Below are 208 nucleotides of genomic sequence, written 5' to 3' on the forward strand. Positions count from 1 at the left end.
TAACCGCAGGCGTAGTGCTCGGCACCAGGTTTTCAAAGTTGCCGCCGGTTGCGCCGGTAATAGTGGTGCTGACGGTCGAACCGTTGACGTAGACGTCATTGGCCGGCGTATCGACAACAACAGTACCCGTCGACTCACCCGCCTTGATGGTAATCACCGAGCCATTGCTCAAGGTGACGTTCACCGGCGTCTGCGCCGGGTTGGTCAA

At 58.7% G+C, this 208-nt stretch carries 1 protein-coding gene; it reads right to left on the reverse strand.

The genetic code is table 11. From position 1 onward, the window contains the following. Positions 1-208, reverse strand: a 208-nt coding sequence (locus BFQ00_RS29960) for an immunoglobulin-like domain-containing protein (RefSeq protein WP_371914187.1), incomplete at both ends; no start/stop codon positions are given.

The sequence above is a fragment of the Pseudomonas sp. 28 E 9 genome (genome assembly GCF_900004785.1).
In the GTDB taxonomy this organism is placed as follows: Bacteria; Pseudomonadota; Gammaproteobacteria; order Pseudomonadales; family Pseudomonadaceae; genus Aquipseudomonas; species Aquipseudomonas orientalis_A.